Source organism: Streptomyces sp. NBC_01723 (assembly GCF_036246005.1).
Lineage (GTDB): Bacteria > Actinomycetota > Actinomycetes > Streptomycetales > Streptomycetaceae > Streptomyces.
In genome coordinates, this window is the sequence record NZ_CP109171.1 from 8,137,078 (window position 1) to 8,154,455 (window position 17,378).

16 protein-coding genes are annotated in these 17,378 nt (G+C 73.7%); 13 read left to right on the plus strand and 3 right to left on the minus strand.

What is annotated here, in order from left to right; genetic code table 11:
* Positions 1 to 106: 106 nt before the first annotated feature.
* From OIE75_RS37805 to OIE75_RS37840, 8 genes are all read left to right on the plus strand, one after another.
* On the plus strand, positions 107 to 2,842 hold the full coding sequence (locus OIE75_RS37805) for a LuxR C-terminal-related transcriptional regulator (protein ID WP_329473605.1): 2,736 nt from the start codon (positions 107 to 109) through the stop codon (positions 2,840 to 2,842).
* A 118-nt stretch (positions 2,843 to 2,960) separates the two neighbouring features.
* Positions 2,961 to 4,223 carry a PucR family transcriptional regulator gene (locus OIE75_RS37810; RefSeq protein WP_329473606.1) on the plus strand — a complete coding sequence of 421 codons (1,263 nt, stop codon included), beginning with the start codon at positions 2,961 to 2,963 and terminating at the stop codon, positions 4,221 to 4,223.
* A 589-nt stretch (positions 4,224 to 4,812) separates the two neighbouring features.
* A complete protein-coding gene (locus OIE75_RS37815; RefSeq protein ID WP_329473607.1) occupies positions 4,813 to 5,595 on the plus strand; it encodes an ABC transporter ATP-binding protein in 783 nt (260 codons plus the stop codon).
* On the plus strand, positions 5,592 to 6,380 hold the full coding sequence (locus OIE75_RS37820; protein ID WP_307016850.1) for an ABC transporter ATP-binding protein: 789 nt from the start codon (positions 5,592 to 5,594) through the stop codon (positions 6,378 to 6,380). Before OIE75_RS37815 ends, OIE75_RS37820 begins: the two co-directional genes overlap by 4 nt.
* Complete coding sequence (locus tag OIE75_RS37825) at positions 6,377 to 7,276, plus strand: branched-chain amino acid ABC transporter permease (RefSeq protein WP_307016851.1); 900 nt, start codon at positions 6,377 to 6,379, stop codon at positions 7,274 to 7,276. The genes OIE75_RS37820 and OIE75_RS37825 overlap by 4 nt, the downstream gene beginning before the upstream one ends.
* Positions 7,269 to 8,414 (plus strand): branched-chain amino acid ABC transporter permease, encoded by a 1,146-nt coding sequence (locus OIE75_RS37830; RefSeq protein WP_329473608.1) that lies wholly within the window; start codon positions 7,269 to 7,271, stop codon positions 8,412 to 8,414. The genes OIE75_RS37825 and OIE75_RS37830 overlap by 8 nt, the downstream gene beginning before the upstream one ends.
* The gene (locus tag OIE75_RS37835) at positions 8,411 to 9,691 is read left to right on the plus strand and encodes an ABC transporter substrate-binding protein (protein WP_307016853.1); all 1,281 of its coding nucleotides are present in this window, start codon (positions 8,411 to 8,413) and stop codon (positions 9,689 to 9,691) included. Before OIE75_RS37830 ends, OIE75_RS37835 begins: the two co-directional genes overlap by 4 nt.
* 147 nt (positions 9,692 to 9,838) lie before the next feature.
* A complete protein-coding gene (locus OIE75_RS37840) occupies positions 9,839 to 10,657 on the plus strand; it encodes an SAM-dependent methyltransferase (protein WP_329473609.1) in 819 nt (272 codons plus the stop codon).
* Between the two features lie 82 nt (positions 10,658 to 10,739).
* Here OIE75_RS37840 and OIE75_RS37845 read toward each other — a convergent pair whose 3' ends face one another.
* Positions 10,740 to 11,660 carry a helix-turn-helix domain-containing protein gene (locus OIE75_RS37845; protein ID WP_307016855.1) on the minus strand — a complete coding sequence of 307 codons (921 nt, stop codon included), beginning with the start codon at positions 11,658 to 11,660 and terminating at the stop codon, positions 10,740 to 10,742.
* A gap of 117 nt (positions 11,661 to 11,777) precedes the next feature.
* The gene (locus OIE75_RS37850) at positions 11,778 to 12,005 is read right to left on the minus strand and encodes a DUF397 domain-containing protein (protein WP_114531800.1); all 228 of its coding nucleotides are present in this window, start codon (positions 12,003 to 12,005) and stop codon (positions 11,778 to 11,780) included.
* A 157-nt stretch (positions 12,006 to 12,162) separates the two neighbouring features.
* Between OIE75_RS37850 and OIE75_RS37855 the strand changes: the two genes are divergently transcribed.
* The 4 genes from OIE75_RS37855 to OIE75_RS37870 all read left to right on the plus strand — a co-directional run bounded on the left by OIE75_RS37855 (position 12,163) and on the right by OIE75_RS37870 (position 15,628).
* Positions 12,163 to 12,699 carry an ATP-binding protein gene (locus OIE75_RS37855; RefSeq protein WP_443078427.1) on the plus strand — a complete coding sequence of 179 codons (537 nt, stop codon included), beginning with the start codon at positions 12,163 to 12,165 and terminating at the stop codon, positions 12,697 to 12,699.
* Between the two features lie 29 nt (positions 12,700 to 12,728).
* Positions 12,729 to 13,271, plus strand: a complete 543-nt coding sequence (locus OIE75_RS37860; protein WP_329473611.1) for a hypothetical protein — start codon at positions 12,729 to 12,731, stop codon at positions 13,269 to 13,271.
* Between the two features lie 167 nt (positions 13,272 to 13,438).
* On the plus strand, positions 13,439 to 15,208 hold the full coding sequence (locus tag OIE75_RS37865) for an ABC transporter ATP-binding protein (protein WP_329473612.1): 1,770 nt from the start codon (positions 13,439 to 13,441) through the stop codon (positions 15,206 to 15,208).
* A 156-nt stretch (positions 15,209 to 15,364) separates the two neighbouring features.
* Complete coding sequence (locus tag OIE75_RS37870) at positions 15,365 to 15,628, plus strand: DUF5133 domain-containing protein (RefSeq protein ID WP_329473613.1); 264 nt, start codon at positions 15,365 to 15,367, stop codon at positions 15,626 to 15,628.
* 67 nt (positions 15,629 to 15,695) lie between these two features.
* Here the strand turns inward: OIE75_RS37870 and OIE75_RS37875 are convergent, their stop codons facing one another.
* Positions 15,696 to 16,664 carry a GlxA family transcriptional regulator gene (locus tag OIE75_RS37875; protein ID WP_329473614.1) on the minus strand — a complete coding sequence of 323 codons (969 nt, stop codon included), beginning with the start codon at positions 16,662 to 16,664 and terminating at the stop codon, positions 15,696 to 15,698.
* Positions 16,665 to 16,872: 208 nt separating this feature from the next.
* On the opposite strand from OIE75_RS37875, the gene OIE75_RS37880 reads away from it, so the two are divergent.
* Positions 16,873 to 17,364: a hypothetical protein gene (locus OIE75_RS37880; RefSeq protein WP_307016860.1), complete on the plus strand. Its 492-nt coding sequence runs from the start codon at positions 16,873 to 16,875 to the stop codon at positions 17,362 to 17,364.
* Positions 17,365 to 17,378 lie beyond the last annotated feature (14 nt).

Sequence of the window (17,378 nt, forward strand, 5' to 3'; positions counted from 1 at the left end):
CGGTTGGGCGCCGGCACACCGGTGCAGGTGGCAGAGCCGAGGTGCCGTCCGGCGACTGCGGACCGATGCCTTCCGCACCAGGTCACGCGCGCGTAACCTCCCGGGGATGACCGGAGAGACGACCGTACGTACGGCCGTGCGGATCCACGGCCGCAGCGCACAACAGGACGCGGTGCGCGCGCTGTTGGACGGCATGCCCGCCCGGGGCGGCCACCTCGTGGTGACCGGCGAACCCGGACTGGGCCGGACCACCCTGCTCCAATGGGCCGCCCGCTCCTTCCGGGCCGGTCCCGTACTCCGCCTCGGGCCCGGGCCCGGACCGGACGCCCCCGCCACCGTCGAGCACCTGCTCGACACCCTGCGGGAGGTGCCCGGCCCGGCCCCGGTGCTCGTGTGCGTGGACGACGCCCACCTGTGCGACGCCCCGGCCCGGATCGCGCTGAGCCGCGCGACGCAGCGCCTGCGACCCGCCGGCCCGACCGGAGTCCTCCTCACCGTCGCCGGACACCGGGCCCTCGACCCGGACTTCGCCCACCTGCCCGTCGTCCGCCTGGACCCGCTGAGCCCGCCGGTGGCCGCCGACCTGCTCGACGACCTGACCGACGGCGCCGTGGCGCCGGCCGTCCGCGAGCGGCTCCTGGCCGAGGCCGAGGGCAACCCGGCCCTGCTGCACGCCCTGGTCCGCCGGCTGTCACCCGCCGAACTGCGCGGGCACCTGGCCCTGCCCGGCCCCCTGGCAGACGCGGCGACCCTCGCCGAGGTGGCGGGCGACGCGCCGACCGGCCCGTGCGGCGACGCGCGGGACCTGCTGCTGACGGTGGCGGCCGCCGTGCGGGCCTCGGACGGGCCGGACGCCGACGCCGGGACGGTCCTCGACGCCGTACGCCGCCTGCGCCCGGAGCCCGGGTCCGGCCCCCGTCCGGCACCGCTGCCGGAGCAACTCGCCCTGACCGGCGACCGGCTGCGCTTCCACGGCGCGCTGGTCCGCCGCGCGGTCCTCGCCACCGCCGCGCCGGACCGGCGCCGCGCCGCGCACCGCGCGCTGGCCGACGTACTGGAGACGGGCGGCGACCTGCTCCCGGCGCTGCTGCACCGGTCCTGGTCACTGGCCGGACCGGCACCCGCGCCCCGGCTCGCGGACCGGTTGGCGGCGGCGGCCGACGGCACGGTGCCCGCGCCGTACGGGCTGCGCGCGACGGCGTACGCCCGTGCCGCCGAGCTGACGGCCGACGCGGCCACGCGTGCCGAGCGGTACACGGCCGCGGCCGAGCAGGCCCTGCTCGCCGGCCGCCCCGAGCGGGCCCGCCCGCTGCTCACCGCCGCCCGCGACAGCGCCGCCCCCGCCGCTGTCCGGGGCCGCGCCGAACTGGTGCGGGGACTGACGGAACTGCGGGACGGACCCGTCGGCGACGCCCACCAGTCCCTGCTGCTCGCCGCCTCCCTCCTCGCCCCCGACGCCCCCACCGCCGCCGACACCGCCACCCTGGCCGCCGCCGACGCGGCCTGGGCGGCGGGCGACCTGCCGGCGTGCCTGGCGGCGCTCGAGCCGGAGCCGGACAACGACCTCCCTGCCCACCTGAACCCCGCGCCCCTGCGCGCCGCAGGACACCTCGCAGCCGTCGTGCGTGAGCACCGCGTCGGGATGCGGGCGATGCTCGAAGGGCGGATCGACCGGGCCGTCGCGCCGCTCGGGCAGGTGGTGGAGCGGGGGAGGACCGACGACCGGCCCGAGGGGCTGCTGCGATCGGCGGCGGCCGCGCTGCTGCTCGGGGACGTGGACGCCGCCCGCCGGGGCGGGGCCCGGGCGCTGGCCGCCGCCCGCCGGTTCGGGTCGGACGCGCTGGTGCCGCAGGCGCTGGAGTACCTCGCCTACGCCGAACTCCGCGCCGGGCGGCACCCGCAGGCCCGCACCCACGCGGAGGAGGGACTGCGCACCGCCCTGCGTACCGGACAGCGCAACACCGCCGCCCACCACCGGGCGATCCTCGCCCTCGCCGCGTCGATCGAGGAGGAGCCGGACGTCGTCGCCCGGCACGTCACCGCCGCGCTGAACACCGCCCGGCGCCACGGACTGGCCCAGGTGGCCACCCTCGCGGAGTGGGCGACGGCCCGGGCCGACCTCGGCCGGGGACGCCCCTTCGACGCCGCCGACCGGCTCGGCCTCCTCGTCCTGCCGGGACCCGGACGCGGTCACTTCGCGGTGTGGCGGCTCGCGGTGCCGTGCTTCGTGGAGGCCGCGGTCCTCGCCGGACGCCACGAGGAGACCCGCGAGGTGCTCACGGACTTCGCGGGCTGGGCGGCGTTCGGCGCCGACCCGCAGGCCGCCGCCCAACTCGCCCGCTGCCACGCCCTTCTCGCCCCGCCGGACCGCGCGGACGGCCTCTACCGGCACGCCCTCGCCCGGCACGACGAGGCGGGCGGCGACTTCGAACGGGCCCGCACCGCGCTGCTCCACGGCAAGTGGCTGCGGCGCCGCCGCAGACCCCGCGAGGCCCGCGGCCGGCTCGGAACCGCGCTGGCCGGCTTCGACCGCTGCGGCGCCGGCGTCTGGGCGGCGCAGGCGCGCGGCGAGCTGCGCGCGCTGGGGGCGCTGTCGGACGGCGCGGACACCGGGAACCTCACCCGTCTCACGCCCCAGCAACTGCGCATCGCGCGGCACGTCGCCGAGGGCGCCACCAACCGGGAGGTCGCCCTGACCCTGGCGGTCAGCACCCGCACCGTCGACTACCACCTCCGCAAGGTCTTCGCCGCGCTCGGCGTACGCTCCCGCCTGGAGCTGGCCCGCATGGTCGAGCAGGCCGAACAGGCCGAACCCGTCGAAAAGACCGGTGCACGCCCCTAGGGACCGACCGGACGGTATGCCATCCTTCGGGGCAGGACGAGTCAGGGGGCAGGCCCGGCGCGGGCGGGACGGCCCGCCGCGGGGCACCTCCGCGAGCCCTGCCCTGGGGAGGACCGCGATGCAGCACGCCGTACGGTCACGAGCAGCGATCCGCATCGGGCTGACGCCCGTTCCACGCCCGCGGACACCGAGCGTCGCGTCGTTGATGGACGCCGACGCCGTACGCGTCCTGCACCGGGCCGCCCGCGCCCTGCTGGACGACCTGCCCGACCTCACCGACCGGCTGGTGGCCCTGCTGGAGGAACAGGAACCGGCGTACCGCACGGCCCTCACCAAGGATCCCTCGGCGACCTGGCAGGAGGCCCACCGCTCGCTGCGGCACAGCGTCGCTTCGCTGCTCGACCCGCGCGGCGCAAGGGACGCCGCCCGGCGCTGCTCCTGGCGGATCGGCGCCACCCGCGCGGAACAGGGCCTCCCGCTGGACGCCCTGCTGCACGCCTTCCGCCTCGGCGGCTCCCTGGTGTGGCAGCGGCTGGTCGAGGAGACGTCCAGGACCGCGCCGGAGGACGTCCGCCTGCTCGTGCACGTGGCCGCCGACGTGTGGAACTTCGTCGACGAGCACTGCACGCTCGTCGCGGACGCCTACCGGCAGACCGAGTGGCAGCTCGGCCGGCGCCGCGAGAACCGGGCCCGGCTGCTGGCGGCCGGCCTGCTCGACGGCACCAGCCGCATCGCCGACCTGCCGGAGGCCGCCCAGGTGCTGGACCTGCCGGAACAGGGCCGGTACGTCGTGGTCGCGGTCGCCGGAGGACCGACCGTCCGTCCCGACGCGGCCCGCGCCGCCGCCCTGCCGCCGGGCACCCGCGTCCACTGGCACGCGGGGGCGGAGGTCGACTACGGCATCGTCCTGACGGACGCCGACGACGGGCTCCCCGAACCGCACTGCCCCTTCCCCGGCCTGCGTATCGGAGTCGGCAGCCCGGTCGACGGGCTCGCCGCCGTCGGCGACGCCCGCAGGTTGGCGGACACCGCCCTGGAGATCTGCCCGCCGGCCGGCGGCACGGTGCGGCTGGCCGATGAGCTTCCCGCCGCCCTGGTCGTCTCCAGCCCCGAGCTGGGCCGGGCCCTCGCGGACCGGGTGCTCGGCCCCCTGCTCCGCCTCGAGGCCGCCGACCGAGAGGTGCTGCTCGACACCCTCACCACGTGGCTGGACTGCGACGGTTCGGCCCAGCGGGCCGGAGAACGCCTCTACTGCCACCGCAACACGGTCCTCAACCGCCTCCGCCGCTGCGAACAACTGACCGGCCGCTCCCTGGCCCGCCCGGCCGACGTCGTCGAGATCAGCCTGGCGCTGACGGCACGCCAGGTACTCCACGACTGAGCCGGGCGAGCCCGAACCCCTCACGGACGGTGGGCGTGGCGGCGGCGTTGAGCGTCCATCCGCGTCCCACACGCACCACCCCCACCGTTCCACCGAGGCGGACCCCGCCCGCCGCGCGCACGGCGGGCCGGCTGCCCCGCCCGGTCCCGCCGCCCCGCGGCCGCCGCGCGCCGAGCGACAACCCGCTCCCGCCGCGCGCGAACGGGTACGCCGCCTCCCCGCGGCAGGCCTGCCCCGCTCACCGCCCCGGGCGGTCCGACCCGCTCCCGCCCACGGGTGGGCCCAGCCGCCCCACCGCCGTGGACCCACCCGTTCCCACAGCCTCGCGGGCCGCCGGGCTTCCGCCGCGGTCGGCCAGGCCTCGCCGCCGCCACCGCACTCCCGCCCGCTCCCGCGGCCCCACCCGCCCCACCATCCCGCACCCCTGCAGCCCCCCTGCCTGGGCATCGGCACAGACTCTCCGCCCCCGGACTGGGACGCCGCAGCGACCCGGCCCAGGTGCCCTGTACGGGCACCCGTGTCCGTGCTGTCGTGAGCTCCCCCCATTCACCCGTCACCGTGCCGATTCGGCCGGTCCCAAGGAGCCGCGATGCCCGCAGCACCACCGGACGGTGCGCCCGCGCTGCACGTCGAGAGCCTCGACGTGACGTACGGGCGCGCACTGTCCGCCCTCCGCTCCGTGTCCCTGACCGTCCCGCACGGCGCCGTCGTCGCGCTCCTCGGTGCCAACGGCGCCGGCAAGACGACGCTGCTGCGGGCCGTCTCGGGCACACTGCGCCTGCACCGAGGGGCGATCACGGCCGGCCGTGTCCGCTACGGTCACACGGAACTCGACGGCCGTGACCCGGTCGCCGCCGTACGTGCCGGAGTCGTACAGGTGCCCGAGGGCAGGCGGGTGTTCGCCGGACTCACCGTCGACGAGAACCTGCGGGCCGGCGGGCTCGGCCTCGGCCGACGCGCCCCGGCCCAGGTCCGCGAGGGCAGGGACCGCGTCTTCGCGCTCTTCCCCCGGCTCGCCGAGCGCACCCGCCAGGCCGCCGGCCTGCTCTCCGGCGGGGAGCAGCAGATGCTGGCCATCGGCCGCGCCCTGATGGCAGCGCCCCGCCTGCTCCTCCTGGACGAACCCTCCCTCGGCCTCGCCCCGATGATGGTGGACCGCATCGCCGGCGTCGTCCGCGAGATCAACGCCCAGGGCACCGCCGTCCTGCTCGTCGAACAGAACGCCGGCATGGCCCTGTCCCTCGCCGAAGAGGCACACGTCCTGGAGGTCGGCGAGGTCCGGCTCTCCGGCCCCGCCGCGGAACTCGCCCGGACCGACGCCGTACGCCGCCTCTACCTGGGCGAGACCAGCGACGACCAGGGGGCCGCGTGACCGCCCCCGACGCGCTCCACGTCCGGGGCGTGACCGTGCGCTTCGCCGGACTCGTCGCCCTCGACGACGTCTCCTTCACCGTCGCCCCCGGCACCCTGCACGCCGTCATCGGCCCCAACGGCGCCGGCAAGTCCACCTGCTTCAACGTCCTGTCGGGTCTGTACCGCCCCACCACCGGCACCGTACGACTCGGCGACGCCGAGCTGACGCGCCTCGCCCCGCACCGGATCGCGGCGCTCGGCGTGGCACGCACCTTCCAGAACATCGTCACCACCCAGGGCACCGTCGCCGACAACCTGATGCTCGGCCGCCACGCCCTGTCCCGCGCCGGTTTCGCCGCCAGCGCCCTGCGCCTGCCGCGTGCCGTGCGCGAACAGCGCGATCACCTCGCCAAGGCCCGGGAGATCGCCGAACTCGTCGGCCTCGGGCCCCACTTCACCTCGCCCGTCGCCCTGCTCTCCTACGGCGACCGCAAGCGCGTCGAACTCGCCCGCGCCCTCTGTCTGGAGCCCCGTGTCCTGCTGCTCGACGAACCCGTGGCCGGCATGAACGCCGCCGAACGCGCCCGCATGACCGAGGTCGTCCGGGAGATCCGTGCCGAACTCGGCCTCTCCGTCGTCCTGGTCGAACACGACATGGGACTGGTGATGCGGCTCGCCGACGAGGTCACCGTCCTCGACTTCGGCAAGGCCATCGCCCACGGCACCCCCGACGAGGTCCGGCGCGACCCCGAGGTGCTGCGCGCCTACCTCGGCACCGGCACCACCGGAGAGGACGCGGCATGAGCGGCTTCCTCGACAACCTCCTCAACGGTCTCGCCCTCGGCTCCGTCTACGCCCTGATCGCACTCGGCTTCGTCACCATCTTCAAGGCGTCCGGCGTACTGAACTTCGCCCACGGCTCCCTGCTGCTGCTCGGCGGCTACCTCGTCGCCGTCCTCCACGACGACCTCGGCTTCGCCGGGGCGCTGGCCGTCGCGGTCCTCGTGACGGCGGCCGTGGCGGGGGCGCTGGACCGGCTGCTGCTCCAGCCGGTCGGCGGCGGCGACCCGCACGCCGCGCACGTCCAGACCATCGTCACCATCGGTATCGACATCGTCCTGGTCACCGACCTGGCCCGGCGCATCGGCGGCGACCTGCTGCCGCTCGGCGACCCCTGGGGCGACGCCGTGACCGACCTCGGCCCGGTGACCGTGGCCGACAGCCGCGTCGCCGCGATCCTGGTCTCCGCCCTCGCCATCGGCGGCGCCTTCGCCCTCTTCCGGTTCACCCCGTGGGGCCTCTCGCTGCGCGCCGCCGCCGAGGACTCGGAGGCCGCCGCCCTGATGGGCGTGCGGCTGACCCGGGTGCGCACCGCCGCCTGGTGCCTGGCCGGCGGCCTCGCCGCGCTCGCCGCGGTCTTCCTGGTCGCCTTCCCGGCACCCGGTCTCGAGCGCACCACCGGGCAGATCGCCCTGAAGGCCTTCCCGGCCGCCATCCTCGGCGGCATGGCCTCCCCGGTCGGCGCCCTCGTCGGCAGCATGCTGATCGGCCTCACCGAGGCGTTCGTCGCCGGCTACCAGTCCGACCTGCACGTCCTCGGCGAGGGCTTCGGCGACGTCGCGCCGTACGCCGTGATGGTGCTGGTCCTGCTGGTGCGCCCCGCCGGACTCTTCGCGGCGAAGGGAGCGGCCCGTGTCTGACCGACTCTCCGGTCTCCTGCGACGCGGCGGCCTCCTCCTGCCCGCCCTCCTCCTGTGCGCCCTGCCGTTCTACCTGGACGCCTTCTGGCTGCGCATCGGCCTGTTCTCGATGGCCGCCGCCATCGGAGCCGTCGGTCTCGGCCTGCTCAGCGGCACCGCCGGCCAGCTCTCCCTCGGGCACGCCTTCTTCCTCGCGGTCGGCGCGTACGGCTACGTGTGGCTGGCGGGCGAGCCCGGCCCCGGGCTGCCGCCCTCCCTCGCCGCGCTGCTCGCCGTACTCCTGGCCGGGGCGGCCGGCGGCCTGTTCAGTCCCGTCGCCGGCCGGGTCAAGGGCATCTACCTGGGCGTGGCCACCCTCGCCCTGGTCTTCCTCGGCCACCACGTCCTGCTCACCGCGGACTCGGTCACCGGCGGCTTCAACGGGCGTTCGGTGCCGCCGCTGGAGCTGGGTGGGTTCACCTTCGCCGAGACCGACCCGGAACTGACGCTCCTGGGCGTGCCGTTCGGTGCCGAGGAGCGGCTCTGGTACCTGGACCTGGTCCTGTTCGCCGTCACCTGGTTCACCGCCCGCGGACTGCTGCGCGGGCGGCCCGGCCGCGCCCTGGTGGCGCTGCGCGACAGCGAGACCGCGGCGTCGGTGATGGGCGTACACGTGGCGCGGTACCGCTCGGCGGCGTTCGTCGTCTCCTCCATGTACGCGGGCCTGGCGGGCGTCCTGCTCGCGCTCTCCTTCCGCCGCGTCGTCCCCGACTACTTCTCCCTCGCCCTCTCCGTCGACTACCTCGCCATGATCGTCATCGGCGGACTGGGCTCGGTCGCCGGAGCCACCGCGGGAGCCGTCTTCGTCACCGCGCTGCCCCTGCTGATGACCCGCTACGCCGACCAGCTGCCGCTGGTGGCGACCCCGGGCTCCGGCGGCGGATCGATCGGCCCGACCGAGGCGTCCCGCTACCTCTACGGCGCCGCGATCGTCGTGATCCTCCTCTACGCCCCCGACGGCCTGCACGGACTGGCCCGCCGCACCCGTGCCCGCCTGCGCCGCCGGCCGTCCGTCACCGCCCCGCCCGACGGCGGGGCCCCGCCCTCCTCCCCGACCACCACCGCCAACGCCGCACGAGCCAAGGAGCACACCCCGTGAACGTCACGCACCCCAGGCCCCGCACCGCCCGGACCGCCGCCCTGGCGGCGGCACTGGCCGCCGTGCTGCTCGCGGGCACCGCCTGCAGCTCCAAGGCGGACGGCGGGAGCACCGACGACGCCGCGGACGGCGTCAAGGCCGGCCCCGGCGTCAGCGAGAAGACCATCAAGCTGGGGGCGCTCACCGACCTCACCGGCCCCTACGCCACCCTCGGCAAGAGCATCGTGCAGGCCCAGCAGATGTGGGCCGACGAGACCAACGCCGCGGGCGGCATCTGCGGCAGACAGGTCGAGATCGTCGTCAAGGACCACGGTTACGACGTGCAGAAGGCGGTCACCGCCTACGCCGACATCGCGCCGGACGTCGTCGCCCTGCCCCAGGTCATCGGCTCCCCGGTGGTCGCGGCCCTGCTGGACGACATCGAGCGGGACCACATGCTGACCTTCCCGCAGGCCTGGGCCGCATCCCTGCTGGGCCGGGACTCCGTCCAGGTCCTGGGCACCACCTACGACCTCGACATGATCGCCGCCGTCGACTTCCTGACCCGCACCAAGAAGCTCGCCAAGGGCGACACCATCGGCCACGTGTACTTCGAGGGCGACTACGGCACCAACGCCCTGGAGGGCTCGGAGTGGGCCGCCGAGGAGGCGGGGATGAAGGTGGTCGGGCAGAAGATCAAGGCCACGGACACCGATCTGTCCGCACAGGTCTCCGCGCTGAGCAAGGCCGGCGTGAAGGCGGTGCTGATCAGCGCGGGCCCCGCGCAGACCGCCTCGCTGGCCGGCGTGGCGGCCGCCCGCGGCCTGAAGGTGCCGATCGTCAGCAGTGCCCCCGGCTACGCCCCGCAGCTGATGAAGACGCCCGCGGCGGCGGCCCTGGCGGCCATGGTCCACGTGGTCAGCGCGGCACCGGCGGTCAGCTCCGACCTGCCCGGCGTGAAGAAGATGGTCGCCGACTACGGAAAGAAGTACCCCGGGGAACTGGTCGACTCCGGCGTGCTCTCCGGCTACAACGCCGCCAAACTGATAGGCGCCGACCTGAAGAAGGCGTGTGAGGGCGGCAGCCTCGCCCGTGCGGACGTCGTCAAGGCGCACCGCTCCCAGAAGAACGCCGACACCGGTCTCGGCACCCCGCAGGACTTCACCCTCGTGACCGCCCCGGCCAGCCGGGAGACGTACGTCCTGAAGCCCGACGCGAAGGCCGTCGGCGGAGTGGTCGGCGTGGAGGAGGCCCACAAGGCCCCCGGTGCGGACGCGTACCTGGCCAACCGCGGCTGACCGGAGCGCGTGGCCGTCAACTCCGCTGTACAGCAACGGTTTTGACGGCCACTTGATCAGCCCCCTGGTTTGGCTGACCACCCGGTCCCTAGGATGTACTCTCTGTCATGCCAGTCCAGTTGGCACCCGTACGGAGCTGGGGGAACGATGCAAGCCGACAAGCAGTTGTCCACGGAGATCGACTCCAACGTGCCCACGGCCGCACGGATGTACGACTACTACCTGGGCGGCAAGGACAACTACGCGGCCGACCGGGCCGCGGTCGCCGAACTCGACAAGGTCGTCCCCAGCACCCGCCGCCTCGCGCTGAACAACCGGCGCTTCCTCCAGCGGGTCGTCCGGACCCTCGCCCAGGACTACGGCATCCGCCAGTTCCTGGACCACGGATCCGGCCTGCCCACCCAGGACAACGTGCACCAGGTCGCCCAGCGCGTCGCCCCGGACTCCCGCGTCGTCTACGTCGACAACGACCCGATGGTGCTGGTCCACGGCCGGGCGCTGCTCGACCAGAACGACCGGACCGCCGTCATCCACGCCGACATGCGGTCGACGGACGAGATATTCTCCCACCCGGAGACCCAGCGGCTCATCGACTTCTCGCAGCCGGTCGCCGTCCTGTTCAACTCGGTGTTCCACTGCATCCCGGACAGCGACACCGACGGCCCTCTGGCGGTCGTCCGCCGGGTGACCGAGCGGCTCGTCCCCGGCAGCTACGCCGTGATGTGCCAACTGGTCAGCGAGGACGCCGAGGTGCGGAAGTTCGTCACCGAGTTCATGGACCAGGCGACGCAGGGACATTGGGGCCGGGTCCGCGAGCCGAAGGACGTCGAGGGGTTCTTCGAGGGCATGGACATCCTGGAGCCGGGCCTGGTGGAGGTCTCCACCTGGCGTCCGGACACCGAGGTGGCGCCGCGTCAGCTCACTGACGAGTGGATCGAGTTCGGCGGCCTGGGCCGCCTGCGCTGACCCACCCGAACGGCACGGAGGAGGGGCCCCGCACCTCGTGTGCGGGGCCCCTCCTCCGTGCCTACCGTCCTGGTGCGTGGCGCTACTTCGCCGCGTAGCGCTCCGCCATCGCCCGGCGCAGCAGGTCCAGGGTCTCGCGCGGGGTCAGAGCCTCGTCGGCGAGCCGGTCCAGGGCGACCCGGTACTCCTCGGTCTCGTCCCGGTCCTCCAGGAAGTTGGCGCTCCTGATGTGCTCCAGGTAGACGACGTCGGGCAGGTCGGCGCCGCCGAAGCGCAGATAGGTGACGGGTATCGCGGGAGCCGACGCGTTGGTCACGTCCAGCGGCACGACCTGAAGCGTCACATGGGGCCGCTGGGCCATGTCGACGAGGTGCGTGAGCTGCTCGCGCATGACCTCGCGGCTGCCCAGTACGCGCAGCAGCACCGACTCGTCGATGATCGCCCACAGCTGTGGCGCGTCCTTGCGCGCCAGCAGCTCCGCACGGCGCATACGCAGCTCGACGCGGCGGCCGACCTCGCCGGCGGGCGCGTTCGGCAGACCGCGCTCGACCACGGCCCGGGTGTAGGCCGCGGTCTGGAGCAGGCCGGGGACGTACTGGATCTCGAACGTACGGATGGTGGCCGCGGCCTCCTGAAGGCCGACCAGGCGGTCGAACCACTCGGGCATCAGCCGCTTGTCATAACGCTGCCACCAGCCCGGTTCGCCGGCGCGCTGCAACAGCTTGAGCAGGACCGAGGCCTCGTAGGGGTCGGTGCCGTACTTCTCCAGCAGCGCGCGGACGTCGGTCTCCGTCGGAGGCCTGCGGCCCTTGCCGGACTCGATGCGCGACAGCTTCGCCGGGCTGAACCCGAGGGCGCGGGCCGCCTGGTCCTGGGAGAGGCCGGCGTCCTCGCGGAAGCCCGCCAGCTGAACGCCGACGAGCATCTTCAGCAGAGTCGGAGCCGGCTCGGCCCGGTCCAGATAGGGTTCGAGACGGGAGATGCGATGCGACGCGGCGGACATCCTGACTCCCAGCAGACCGGCAGACTTGAGGGAAAGACTATCTCATCCCACCGTGTCCGGACGCATCCACCCGCGGAAAAAGGGTAGTTGGGCTCCGCTTCTCGCCGCTGCCCCGCCTCACAGCAGGTGGTCGAACTCGCCCTCCTTCGCCCCGGCCAGGAAGGCGGCCACCTCGGCGGAGGTGTAGACGAGCGCGGGGCCGTCCGGATCGCGGGAGTTGCGCATCGCGATGCCCCCGTCCACGAGGGCCACTTCGACGCAGTTGCCCTCGGCGTTGCTGTGCCGACTCTTCTTCCAGCAGGCGTCCAACAGGCTGGCCTGCACTCCGTTGCGCACTGGTGGCACCGCGGTCTCCTTGCCGTTCGGGGGAGCGGACCGAGTACTTCCGGTCCCGTGCGCTCCCATCCGATTTTTTCGCGCAATTTCTCGTGCAATTGCACGCGAGCGCTCTCAGCGTGGATAATAGCCGTGGCGTCAACCCCTCGGTGGACGTCAGATTCTGATGTCGCATCAGGGAGATGCAGTGCCGTCACCTGCGCATCCAAGGCTCCGGTCGCCCGGCGAACGCGCCGCGCGCCCGTTCACCGCTCCGTACGCCAAGTGCCCCGTCCCGGGCGGCGATCGGCCGGCTTCCGCGGTGCTGCGCGTCGCGTGCAGCGGGGAGGGCTTCGCCCGGGCCCGGGTGTTCACCCGGGACACGCTGCGCGCGTGGTCCGTCGACCACTGCGGTGACGACGCGGTCCTGGTGATCACCGAACTCGTCTCCAACGCCGTGGCGCACGCCGTTCCCTCGGCGGCGGCGGGCAGCGAGCCCGAGGTCCGGCTGGGACTCGCCCTGGACCCCGGCCACCTGACGCTGACCGTCTCCGACCCCGGGGACGACGCGCCCGTGTTCCAGCCGTTCGACGACTCCGCACTCCGGGAGCACGGACGCGGCCTGTACATCGTCGACGCGCTCGCGGAGGAGTGGGGCTGGACCCCGAGGCCTCCGGCGGGCAAGACGGTCTGGGCCAAGTTGCCGACCCGCCCCCTCACCTGACCCCGACTGCCGCGGAAGGGCCCCCCACCATGCGCAGCGCTCCGACACCCGAGCCGAGCACCCGGCGCACCGACCGACAGCCGCACGGCTCGCACCGCACCGCCGCCCTTCTCGCCGGGCTCGACGGCGTGCCCTGGGGTGAGATCCAGGACTCCAGCGGCTCGGCCGCCGCCATTCCCCGGCTGCTGCGCAAGGTCGCCTGGGGTGATGCCGAGACCGCCCGAGCCGCTCTCACAGACCTGCGGAAACGCATCTGCCAGTACGGCTTCGTCGTGGAGCAGGCCACCGCGGCCACCGTGCCCTTCCTCTGGGAGCTCGCACAGCGGCCCCAGGTGAGCTGCCGGGCGCAGATCATCCAGCTGCTCAAGAACATCGCGGACGCCCGGCAGTGGGAGACCACCGCCACCGCCTACCCCAAACTGCTCAACCACCGTGAGAACCCGGTGGCGTGGGAGCGCGCGGCGCGGCAGGCGGTCCGCGCCCGGCGGGACGGGCTGGAGCGGCTGCTGGCCGACGACGACAGCGAGATCACGCGCGCCACGACCGAACTCGCCCGCACGCTCGGAGACTGAGACCCGCGCCCTCCACGGGGGAGAAGGCGCGGGTCTCCCCTCCAGGACGCGGGACCGGAGGCACGGGATCCAAGGCGCGGGACGGTGTGGCGAACTCCTTGCCGACGGGGTAGGAAAGCGCGCGGAGTAAGCGCTTGCCCCACTCGGTCACCTGGAGGACCACGCCGATGGCGTCGCCACCCGCAAAGCCGCTCGATCACCGCTACCGGGGCGAACACCCGATACGCACGCTCGTCTACCTGCTCAGTGCCGACCGCCGCCCACTGGCCGGAGCGGTCGTCGTGTTCACCGTGAAGCACAGCCCCATCTGGCTGCTGCCCCTCATCACCGCGACCATCATCGACACCGTCGTCCAGCACGGTCCGATCGGCGACCTGTGGACCAGCACCGGGATCATCATGTTCATCCTGCTGGTCAACTACCCGCTGCACCTGCTGTACGTGCGCCTCCTGTACGGCAGCGTCCGCCGCATGGGCACCGGTCTGCGCTCCGCGCTGTGCACGCGGATGCAGCAGCTCTCCATCGGCTACCACTCCCGGGTCAGCGCGGGCGTCCTGCAGGCCAAGGTCGTCCGGGACGTGGAGACGGTGGAGCAGATGGTGCAGCAGACCGCCGAGACCGGACTCGGCGCGCTCACCGTGCTCACCGGCGGCCTGGTCATCATCGCCGTGCGCACCCCGGAGTTCCTGCCCGTCTTCCTCGTCGTCGTACCCGCCGCCTCCCTCCTCGTCGCCCGGCTCCGGGCCCGGCTGCGCACCCACAACGAGCACTTCCGCCACGAGGTCGAGACGCTGTCCTCCCGGGTCACGGAGATGACCCGGCTCATCCCGGTCACCCGCGCCCACGGCCTGGAGGGCAAGGCGCTGCGCCGCATGGACGGCACCCTGGACCGCCTGCTGACCTCCGGCCTGCGCCTGGACCTGGTCAACGGCCGCTTCGGCTCGCTCTCCTGGGTCGTCCTCAACGTGGTCGGCGTCCTGGTGCTCGCGGGTGCCGCGCTGATCTCCTACTACGACGTCTGGGGAGTCACCGCCGGCGACGTCGTCATGCTCAGCGCCTTCCTGACCACGCTCACCACCTCCACGACCACGCTGGCATCACTCGCCCCGGTCATCACCAAGGGCCTGGAGTCCGTCCGTTCGGTCGGCGAGGTGCTCCAGGCCCCGGAACTGGAGGACAACGAGGGCAAGGACGAGCTGACCGGACTGCGCGGCGCCGTCGCCTTCGAAGGTGTCGCGCACTTCTACGAGGGCGACGGCCGGCCCGCGGTGGAGGACTTCACGCTCGCGGTCGAACCGGGCGAGACGGTCGCGCTGGTGGGCGCGTCAGGCGCCGGCAAGTCCACCGTGCTCAACCTGGTCATCGGCTTCCTTCGGCCCACCTCGGGCCGGCTGCTGCTCGACGGCACCGACATGGGCACCCTCGACCTGCGCACGTACCGACGGTTCGTCTCGGTGGTGCCGCAGGAGTCCATCCTGTTCGACGGCACGATCCGGGACAACGTCGCCTACGGCATGGACGACGCCGACGAGGAGTCGGTGCGAACGGCCCTGCGCGACGCCAACGCCCTGGAGTTCGTCGACCGGCTGCCCCGGGGCCTGGACACCCTGGTCGGCGAGCACGGGGCCCGGCTGTCCGGCGGGCAGCGCCAGCGCCTCGCCATCGCCCGCGCCCTGATCCGGGACCCCCGGGTGCTGATCCTCGACGAGGCGACCTCCGCGCTGGACACCCGTTCGGAGGCGCTGGTGCAGGAGGCGCTGGCCCGGCTGCTGCGCGGGCGTACCACGTTCGTCGTGGCGCACCGGCTGTCCACCGTGCGGGGCGCGGACCGGATCGTGGTGATGGGCGAGGGGCGCATCCAGGAGGCCGGCGCCCACGAGGAACTGCTGGCCAGGGGAGGGGCGTACACGGCACTGCACGGCGGCCAGGTCGCCTGACCAGTGACCGCTTTTCCATCAACTCGTCGAACATTGAGGGTCGCGGCCGGACAGCCGACGACAGGATCTCGTCAATTGCGAGCAGCGGCACCCGTGTATGTGATTGTTTCGACCGGGTTCGGGCATACGGAGCGAAAATCGAGAGAGGGGCGCTTCGTGCTCGAACCCGACCCGAAGGTCGTCAGGGAATTGCTGACGCGGTACGCGTCGCTGCGGATCGCTCAGGCGGAGAGGGAGAACCCGGCGACGGCGCGGGAGCTGGCGGACGTCAGCTACACGCTGTGCGTGATGATGGCGACGACCGGAGTCCACGACGCGGTGGCGAAGGCGGACGTACTGCTGCTCGCCAAGGGGCGGACGGCAGCGGAGGCCCCCACGGTGGACCCCGACGAGGAGCGCGGCCTGTCGCTGGCCGTCTGACCCGCCGCACCCGGGGCCCGCGCCACGGACCGGACCAGAGGCAGCGTCCCGGTCCGCGGCGCGGGCCCTACGGGCGCCCGGCCCCGGTGGGCGGCCGCCCGTGGAACGCCGCCCGATAGGCGTACGGGGTGGTGCCGACCACCCGGCGGAACCGCTCCCGGAAGGCCGTCGGCGAGCCGAACCCCGCCTGCCGGGCGATCCGTTCGACCGAGTGGTCGCCGTTCTCCAGGAGGTACTGGGCCCGCCGCACCCGCGCCCGCAGCAGCCACTGCAGCGGAGTGGTCCCCGTCTGCTCGCGGAACCGGCGGCTGAAGGTGCGCTCGCTCATGCCCGAGCGCGCCGCCATCGCGGCGAGGGTGACCTCCCCGGCCAGGTTGTCCTCGATCCACTCCAGCAGCGGCTCCAGGTCCGAGCCGCGCGGCACGGGCGGATGCTCGTGGATGATGAACTGGGCCTGGCCGCCCTCCCGTTCCAGCGGTACGACACACATCCGGGCGGCGTGCGCGGCGACCGCCGAGCCCAGATCCCGGCGGATCATGTGCAGGCACATGTCCAGCCCGGCCGCGGCCCCGGCCGACGTGAGGATCTGCCCGTTGTCGACATAGAGCACGTCCGGCCGCACGTCGACGCGGGGGTGACGCCGGGCCAGTTCCGCCGCGGCGATCCAGTGGGTGGTGGCGCGCAGCCCGTCCAGCAGCCCTGCCTCCGCGAGCACGAAGGCGCCCACGCACACGGACGCGATCCGCGTACCGGCGGCCGCGGCCTGCCGCAGCGCCGACAGGACGCGCTCGGAGGGCGGGCCGGACTCCTCGGAGCGACCCGGCACGATGATCGTGTCCGCGCTCTCCAGCGCCTCCAGGCCGCGTTCGATCCGCATGGTGAGCCCCTCGGTGCGCACCTCCGGTGACTCCGCGCACAGGATCACCCGGTACGGACTGCGCCCGTCGGGCAGCCGCGTCCAGTCGAACGTCTGCATGGGTGCCGCCATGTCGAACGGCACCACGTCGTCGAGGACCAGGATCGCCACGGTGTGCATGGCCGCCACCCTAGGCGGATTCCCGCCGCACGCAGAACCCCGTGTCGGGCCCCGCCCGTCCGCTCGCGGTGCCGGAAACGGCCTGCTGGGGGCGTTGGCGAGAATCCGTTGGAAGCTGTCGTTTCAGCCTCTGTGGGATCAAGCGTCCGCTTCCTAGCGTGGCCTTCCAGTACCGCATCGACCGATCCCGCCCCCGGAGCCCCGACCGATGACCAAGATCCTGTTGTCCCTCCACGTCCTGGCCGCCATCATCGCCGTCGGGCCCGTCACCGTCGCGGCCAGCATGTACCCGGCCGCCGTCCGGAAGGTGCCGGTGGCCCTGCCCGCGGGAGCGGGGGCGGGGGAGGCGGCAGGCCCCGGTGACGTGAGCACCGTCCGGCTGCTGCACCGCATCTGCCGGGTCTACGCCGGACTCGGCATCGCGGTGCCGGTCCTCGGCCTCGCCACCGCGGCCGCCATGGGCGTCCTCGGTGACGCCTGGCTCATCGCGTCCATCACCCTCACCGCGGCCGCCGCCGGCCTCCTGATCGCCTTCGTGCTGCCCCGCCAGGAGGAACTGCTCGAGGAACTGGCCGACCGGCGGCCCGTGGAACACGCCCGCACGGCGCGGCTCGCCATGTTCACCGGCCTGTTCAACCTGCTGTGGGCCACGGTGACGGTCCTCATGATCGTCCGGCCCGGTTCGACGACCGGCGCCTGAGCCGCTGTCACCTC

Coding starts and splice junctions, on each gene's coding strand:
- OIE75_RS37815 (WP_329473607.1), top strand. CDS start 4,813: ATGCCCGCAGCACCACCGGACGGTGCGCCCGCGCTGCACGTCGAGAGC.
- OIE75_RS37845 (WP_307016855.1), bottom strand. CDS start 11,660: ATGTCCGCCGCGTCGCATCGCATCTCCCGTCTCGAACCCTATCTGGAC.
- OIE75_RS37875 (WP_329473614.1), bottom strand. CDS start 16,664: ATGCACACCGTGGCGATCCTGGTCCTCGACGACGTGGTGCCGTTCGAC.
- OIE75_RS37840 (WP_329473609.1), top strand. CDS start 9,839: ATGCAAGCCGACAAGCAGTTGTCCACGGAGATCGACTCCAACGTGCCC.
- OIE75_RS37865 (WP_329473612.1), top strand. CDS start 13,439: ATGGCGTCGCCACCCGCAAAGCCGCTCGATCACCGCTACCGGGGCGAA.
- OIE75_RS37805 (WP_329473605.1), top strand. CDS start 107: ATGACCGGAGAGACGACCGTACGTACGGCCGTGCGGATCCACGGCCGC.
- OIE75_RS37880 (WP_307016860.1), top strand. CDS start 16,873: ATGACCAAGATCCTGTTGTCCCTCCACGTCCTGGCCGCCATCATCGCC.
- OIE75_RS37810 (WP_329473606.1), top strand. CDS start 2,961: ATGCAGCACGCCGTACGGTCACGAGCAGCGATCCGCATCGGGCTGACG.
- OIE75_RS37855 (WP_443078427.1), top strand. CDS start 12,163: ATGTCGCATCAGGGAGATGCAGTGCCGTCACCTGCGCATCCAAGGCTC.
- OIE75_RS37825 (WP_307016851.1), top strand. CDS start 6,377: ATGAGCGGCTTCCTCGACAACCTCCTCAACGGTCTCGCCCTCGGCTCC.
- OIE75_RS37860 (WP_329473611.1), top strand. CDS start 12,729: ATGCGCAGCGCTCCGACACCCGAGCCGAGCACCCGGCGCACCGACCGA.